We start from the raw sequence: 6,395 nt of genomic DNA, 5'->3' as shown, positions 1-6,395 counted from the left end.
TACAGTGCTCTACTGGACCTTCGGCGTTTCGCTGCTGGTTACGGCCATCCTTGCTGTGCCGACATCCGACTTCGTCCTGGCCGGCATAAACGGCCCGGTCTCGCTGCATTTCGAGCTCAGTCCCTGGGCCTTCGTTGGGCTGGTTTTTGTATTGGGCTTCTTCATGAGCCTGGGCAAAGCCGCGGTCTACAAGCACATCCCCGTCTACTATCCGCAGAACGTCGGCGCGGTGGGCGGCCTGGTTGGCATGATCGGTGGCCTCGGCGGTTTCATCCTGCCGCTGCTCTTCGGTTACCTCAACGACGTAACCGGCATCTGGTCGAGCTGCTTCGTAGCCCTCTTCGTTCTCGTCGCTGCCGCCTTCCTCTGGATGCACCTCGCCGTGCGGCGCATCGAGCGGCAGCCAGTCGGCCAGCCGGCATGACAGGCAAGCATAAACTCGTCGTGGTCGGGGCCGGCATGGCCTCCGGCCGCGCCCTCGAGCACATCTTCGCCAACGCTCCTGGCCAGTATGAGGTAACCCTCTTCGGGGCAGAGCCACGCGGCAATTACAGCCGGCTGATGCTTTCCCCCGTGCTAGCGGGAGAGAAGACCTTTGAAGAAACCGTGACCCATGACGCGGCCTGGTATGCCCATCATGAGGTCCGGGCCCGGTTCGGCGAGCATGTCACCTCCATCGACCGTCATCGCAAGCTGGTTTTCTCCCGGGGCGGCGAGACACCCTATGACACCTTGATCATCGCGACGGGTTCGGCGCCGTTCATCCTGCCCGTCGCGGGCAAGGATCTTCCCGGCGTTCTGGCCTTTCGCGATCTGGACGATGTCGAAGCCATGATCGAGGTCGCTTCGCGCCCCGGGACGCGGGCAGTCGTGATTGGCGGCGGACTTCTGGGTCTCGAGGCCGCTGCTGCACTGCGCCTGCGCGGCATGGCGGTGACCGTGATCCATACGGCCAGCCACCTGATGAACCGCCAACTCGATCCCGTCGCTGGACGCATGCTGCAACGCGCCTTCGAGGATCGCGGCATCGAAGTGCTCTGCAATGCCCAGACGTCGGCTATCGTCGGACACGGCAAGGCCGAGGCCGTGGTGCTGGACGACGGGCAGCTTTGCCCGGCTGACGTCGTCGTCATGGCGGTGGGTATCCGGCCCGAGACCCGTATCGCGACCGATGCGGGCATTCATGTCGAGCGTGGCATCGTGGTCGACGACCAGATGCGGACGTCCGACCCACACATCTTCGCCCTGGGAGAATGCGTCGAGCACAACGGCGTCTGCTACGGCCTCGTCGCGCCGCTTTATGACATGGCTGCCGTACTGGCTGACACGCTCGCCGGCAAGGAGGCAAAGTTCCAGCCCGTCGAGACTGCGACCCAGCTCAAGGTCACCGGCATTTCGATCTATTCTGCAGGAGATTTCGCGCGCCGCGACGGCCACGAAGAAATCGTGCTCCAGGACGAAGAGGGCGGAGTCTACAAGCGTCTGATCCTGCAGGATGATCGCATCGTTGGCGCCGTCCTTTATGGCGAAACCACCGATGGCCCCTGGTTCTTCGATCTCCTGAAACAGCGCACCCCGACCGCCGACAAGCGCAGCATGCTCGTCTTCGGCCAAGCCTATCAGGGGGGTGCTCCCGTGGACCCTATGGTGGCCGTTGCAGCGTGGCCGGCTAATCGCCGCAACTGCAACGGCCGCCTCCACCACCCAACGAAACGTGCTGCATGACTGCCCAAACCTCCGCGACGACGGTCAAGACAACCTGCCCCTATTGCGGGGTCGGATGCGGCGTACTCGCCACGCCACAACCCGACGGCTCGGTCGCCATATCCGGCGACCCCGATCACCCCGCCAATTTCGGCCGCCTCTGTTCCAAGGGCTCGGCGCTGGGCGAAACCCTCTCGCTCGAAGGCCGCCTGCTGCACCCCGAAGTCCACGGGCAGCGGACCGACTGGACCGAAGCGCTCGATCTCGTCGCGACGAAATTTCGCGAGGCGCTCGACGAGTACGGACCCAATTCGGTCGCGATTTACGGCTCAGGTCAGTTGCTGACCGAAGACTATTACGTCGCCAACAAGCTCATGAAGGGCTTTATCGGCAGCGCCAATATCGACACCAATTCGCGCCTCTGCATGGCCTCATCGGTCGCGGGCCACAAGCGCGCCTTCGGCTCGGACACAGTGCCGGGCAATTACGAGGATCTCGAACTGGCGGATCTCGTCGTGCTGGTCGGCTCGAACCTCGCCTGGTGCCATCCGGTGCTCTACCAGCGCCTCGCCAGCGCTAAGTCGAACCGCCCCGAAATGCGGGTGGTGGTGATCGACCCCCGACGCACTGCAACCGCCGACATCGCCGACCTGCACCTGCCGATCCAGTCGGACGGCGACAGTGCACTTTTCGTCGGCCTTCTCGCCCATCTCTCCCGCAATGGCATTGTGGACCGAAGCTTCGTCGACCAGCACACAAACGGGGCCGACGCCGCCATGATGGTGGCCGAAGACTGGCAAATTGACCGCGTCGCCACAACCTCCTGCGCACCTGCCGAGGACATCGCCCGCTTCTACGAGTGGTTCGCAGCAACGGAAAAAACCGTCACCGTCTATTCCCAGGGCGTGAACCAGTCGGCTGCCGGCACCGACAAGGTCAATGCCATCATCAATTGCCACCTTCTCACCGGCCGCATAGGGCGCAAGGGTATGGGACCCTTCAGCGTCACCGGCCAGCCCAATGCCATGGGCGGCCGCGAGGTCGGCGGGCTCGCCAATATGCTGGCCTCCCATATGGATTTCACCGAGGAAGCGATCGACCGCGTGGGCCGCTTCTGGGGCACAAGTTCAGTCGCCACCAAGCCGGGCCTGAAGGCTGTGGACCTCTTCGCTGCCATGGCGCGCGGCGAGATCAAAGCCGTCTGGATCATGGCGACCAACCCGGTCGATTCGATGCCCGACGCCGATGGTGTCCGGGCCGCCCTGCGCACCTGTCCTTTCGTCGTCGTGTCCGACATGAATGCCAACACCGACACCGCCCTCGAAGCGCATGTCCGCCTGCCTGCCGCGGGCTGGGGCGAAAAGGAAGGCACCGTCACCAATTCCGAGCGCCGCCTGTCGCGTCAAAGGCCGTTCCTAGCACTGCCCGGAGAGGCGCGGCCAGATTGGTGGATTATCAACGAAGTGGCCCAACGCCTGGGCTTCAGTGCCGCGTTCCCCTACGCCTCCCCGGCCGAAATCTTCGCCGAGCACGTCGCGCTCTCCGCCTTTGAAAACGACGGGAGGCGCGATTTCGATCTCTCAGGTCTTGTCGGCGCCGACTATGCCAGCCTCGCGCCCACGCAATGGCCCATACGTAGCAAGCCCATGGCGCGCATGTTCGGCAATGGCGGTTTCTTCACGCCCGACAGCAAGGCGCGCTTCGTTCCCGTCGCGCCGCCACCAGTGATCCAGACAGCACCCGGCAGCTTCGTTCTCAACACCGGCCGCGTACGCGATCACTGGCATACCATGACGCGGACCGGCAAAACGGCGCGCCTATCCGCCCACTACGCCGAGCCATTCGTCGAGATCAATCCGGCCGATGCCGGCCGCTTCAACATAAGGGGCGCCACCCTGGCGCGGGTCAGCAACAGCCAGGGCAGCGTCATCCTGCGGGCCATCGTCACCGACCGCCAACCGCGCGGCCAATTGTTCGCGCCCATGCACTGGACCGACCAGTTCTCCTCCAATGGACGCATAGACGCCTTGGTGCGCGCCAAGACCGACCCTATATCCGGCCAGCCCGCTCTCAAGATGGCCCAATGCCATATCGAACCCGTCCAGGTTCGCCTCTACGGCTTCTTCGTCTCCGCGCAGTCGCCGAAACTCACGGATGGCTACTGGGCCATTGCCCAGACCAAGGGCGGCACACGCGGCGAACTTGCATGGTTCGACGAACCATCCGATTGGGAAAGCTGGCTCCGCAGCAGCTTCGATCTGCCGTCGACTGCAGGCATGAGAAGTCTCGTCGACGAGCGGTCTGGCCGGCGGAGCTATGCCGTGCTGGACGGAGGACGCCTAGTCCTGGCGCTTTACGCCTCGCCCGATCCGGTTGTCGTTTCGCGGCAATGGGCCACCGAACTCCTCGACGCCGAGGGCTTGTCGGCCTCCGCCGTCCTAGCCGGCCGGCCGGGAGCCGATACGCCGGACAAAGGCGCCATCGTCTGCTCTTGCTTTTCTGTGGGCGCAAACACCATCGCCGCCGCCATCACCGAGCAAGATTGCACGACCGTCGAAGCCATCGGTCGCTGTACCCAAGCAGGAACGAATTGCGGGTCCTGTCGCCCCGAGATCAGGCGGATAATCGAGCGGCATAACGCCTCGGTAGCCTAGAAATTCCAATGGCTTGGAGACACCAACGGAATCAAAATCTCCGGCCTCCACTAGCCGGGCTGGGAATCCGCTTGTCCTGTCAGAGTGGACACAAACCGGCGCGTCCGGTCGTCCTGCGGTGCGCCAAACACCTGCTGGGAAGGGCCCGCTTCAACCACTTGCCCGCCGTCGAGGTAGACGACATTGCTCGCAATGCTGGCGGCCAGCCGCAGGTCATGGGTGGCGATAAGCATGGTGGTGCCCTCGCGTGCCAGTTGAGCCAGCACTTCCACCACCTCGATGGCCAATTGCGGATCAAGCGCCGAAGTCGGCTCATCGCACAACAGTACACGTGGGGCAGGGGCCAGCGCCCGCGCAATTGCGACGCGCTGCTGCTGCCCGCCGGAAAGGCTCGACGGCCACGCCTCAGCCTTGAAGGTCATGCCGACCTTTTCCAGCAGCTCCATTGCCCTCGCTCTGGCGCGATCCTTCGGCCACTTCAAAACCGTGACCAGCGCCTCCATCACGTTTTCCACCACCGTACGGTGCGGAAACAGCTGGAAGCTCTGGAACACCATGCCGGTTTTTCGCCGGAGTGCCAGCATGGCGGCACGATCGATTTTCCTGCCGGGGACAAACTGGATTTCGGTGTCGTCGATACGCACCCGACCCGATTGCGGCAGCTCGAGCAGGTTTACGCACCGCAACAGGGTGCTTTTCCCGCTGCCCGACGCTCCGATCAAAGCCGTCACGTGTCCCTCGGGCACATCGACACTGACGCCCTTGAGAACAAGATTGTCGCCAAAGCTCTTTTCGATCTTGTCCAGGGCGATCATGACGCTGCCTCTATGGTCCCGCCGTAGCGCGATAGTCGCTTTTCGAGACGCCCCTGCAGGCCCGAGAGCACGGAGCTGACGAGCAGGTAGATGAGCGCGACCTGCACATAAAGGATCAGCGGCTCATAACTCGTCGCGACGATGCGCTGCCCCGCCCGGAACAGTTCCGGCACGGTAATCGCTGCTGCAAGCGAGGTATCCTTGACGAGTGAAATGAAGGTGTTGGAAAGCGGTGGCACTGCAATCCGCGTCGCCTGTGGCAGGATGGTGCGTCGCATGCACTGCGCCCACGTCATGCCCACCGAATACGCCGCCTCCCATTGCCCCTTGGGCACAGCCAGAAGCACGGCGCGAATAATCTCCGACGTATAGGCGCCGATATTGAGGGTGAAGCCGATGAGCGCCGCCGGAAAGGCATCAATGACGATGCCGACACTCGGCAGGCCATAGAAAATAAGAAACAACTGAACCAGCAGCGGCGTGCCGCGGATGATCCAGACATAAAACCGAACGATTGCGCCCAGCGGTCGCGGCGCAAATAGCCGTGTGATCGCGGCGACAAGGCCAAGGCTCAATCCCAGCGCGAAGGACAGAAGCGTGAGGGGCACCGTAAACACGAGACATGCCCAAAGAAGCGAGGGCAGTGACTCGATCATCAGGTTCAGCCAGTGGGGCATTGCATGGTCCCGCCAATGAAAAAGGATCGGTCGACCCTCGACCGATCCTTCTAATCGCTAGAAGCGTTGGATTCTACTGCGAGACGTCTTCGCCGAAATACTTCTGCGAGATTTCGGCATAGGTGCCATCGGCCTTGATGGCTGCCAGGGCCTCATTGATTGCGGCCAACAGTTCAGGCTTTCCCTTGGCGAGGATGACGCCGGAAAAATCAGCATCCTCTGCCGTGGCGACGACCTTCACAGGAGCGTCTGGCTGCTGCTTCTTGAAGTCGAAGAAGGAGAGGCTGTCATTGATGGTTGCGTCAGCGCGGCCCTGAATGACCAATGCGATAGACTGATCGAAGCCTTCTGTGCCGACGAGTTCAGCGCCAAAGCTTTCCGCCAGCTTGCCAAAATTGCTAGTCAGGCTCTGTGCCGACTTCTTGCCCGAAAGGTCTTCGAAGCTGGCGATGTCGGCATTGTCATCACGAACCACCAGCGCCGCCTTCGAGGCGATGTAGGGTTCCGAGAAATCATACTTCGCCTGGCGCTCGGCGTTGATGCCG

General features: G+C 62.7%; 6 protein-coding genes. 3 read left to right on the top strand and 3 right to left on the bottom strand.

Annotated elements, in window-relative coordinates:
• The 3 genes from ABW043_RS06505 to ABW043_RS06495 all read left to right on the top strand — a co-directional run.
• Window positions 1-424 (top strand): MFS transporter (locus tag ABW043_RS06505; protein ID WP_353920410.1); only part of this gene is annotated, 424 nt, incomplete at its 5' end.
• Window positions 421-1,725: an NAD(P)/FAD-dependent oxidoreductase gene (locus ABW043_RS06500; protein WP_353920409.1), complete on the top strand. Its 1,305-nt coding sequence runs from the start codon at window positions 421-423 to the stop codon at window positions 1,723-1,725. The genes ABW043_RS06505 and ABW043_RS06500, both read left to right, overlap by 4 nt.
• Window positions 1,722-4,358, top strand: a complete 2,637-nt coding sequence (locus ABW043_RS06495; protein WP_353920408.1) for a molybdopterin-dependent oxidoreductase — start codon at window positions 1,722-1,724, stop codon at window positions 4,356-4,358. Before ABW043_RS06500 ends, ABW043_RS06495 begins: the two co-directional genes overlap by 4 nt.
• 50 nt (window positions 4,359-4,408) lie before the next feature.
• Here ABW043_RS06495 and ABW043_RS06490 read toward each other — a convergent pair whose 3' ends face one another.
• The 3 genes from ABW043_RS06490 to ABW043_RS06480 form a co-directional block, all read right to left on the bottom strand.
• The gene (locus ABW043_RS06490; RefSeq protein ID WP_353920407.1) at window positions 4,409-5,173 is read right to left on the bottom strand and encodes an amino acid ABC transporter ATP-binding protein; all 765 of its coding nucleotides are present in this window, start codon (window positions 5,171-5,173) and stop codon (window positions 4,409-4,411) included.
• Window positions 5,170-5,850, bottom strand: coding sequence for an amino acid ABC transporter permease (locus ABW043_RS06485; RefSeq protein WP_353920406.1), 681 nt, complete (start codon window positions 5,848-5,850; stop codon window positions 5,170-5,172). Before ABW043_RS06485 ends, ABW043_RS06490 begins: the two co-directional genes overlap by 4 nt.
• 73 nt (window positions 5,851-5,923) lie before the next feature.
• Window positions 5,924-6,395, bottom strand: a 472-nt coding sequence (locus ABW043_RS06480; RefSeq protein WP_353920405.1) for a transporter substrate-binding domain-containing protein, incomplete at its 5' end; no start/stop codon positions are given.

Origin of the sequence: Devosia sp. (assembly GCF_040509215.1) — a bacterium.
In the GTDB taxonomy this organism is placed as follows: domain Bacteria; phylum Pseudomonadota; class Alphaproteobacteria; order Rhizobiales; family Devosiaceae; genus Devosia.
The sequence above is the reverse complement of the archived record's forward strand: the minus strand, read 5'-3'. Positions and strand labels throughout refer to the sequence as shown.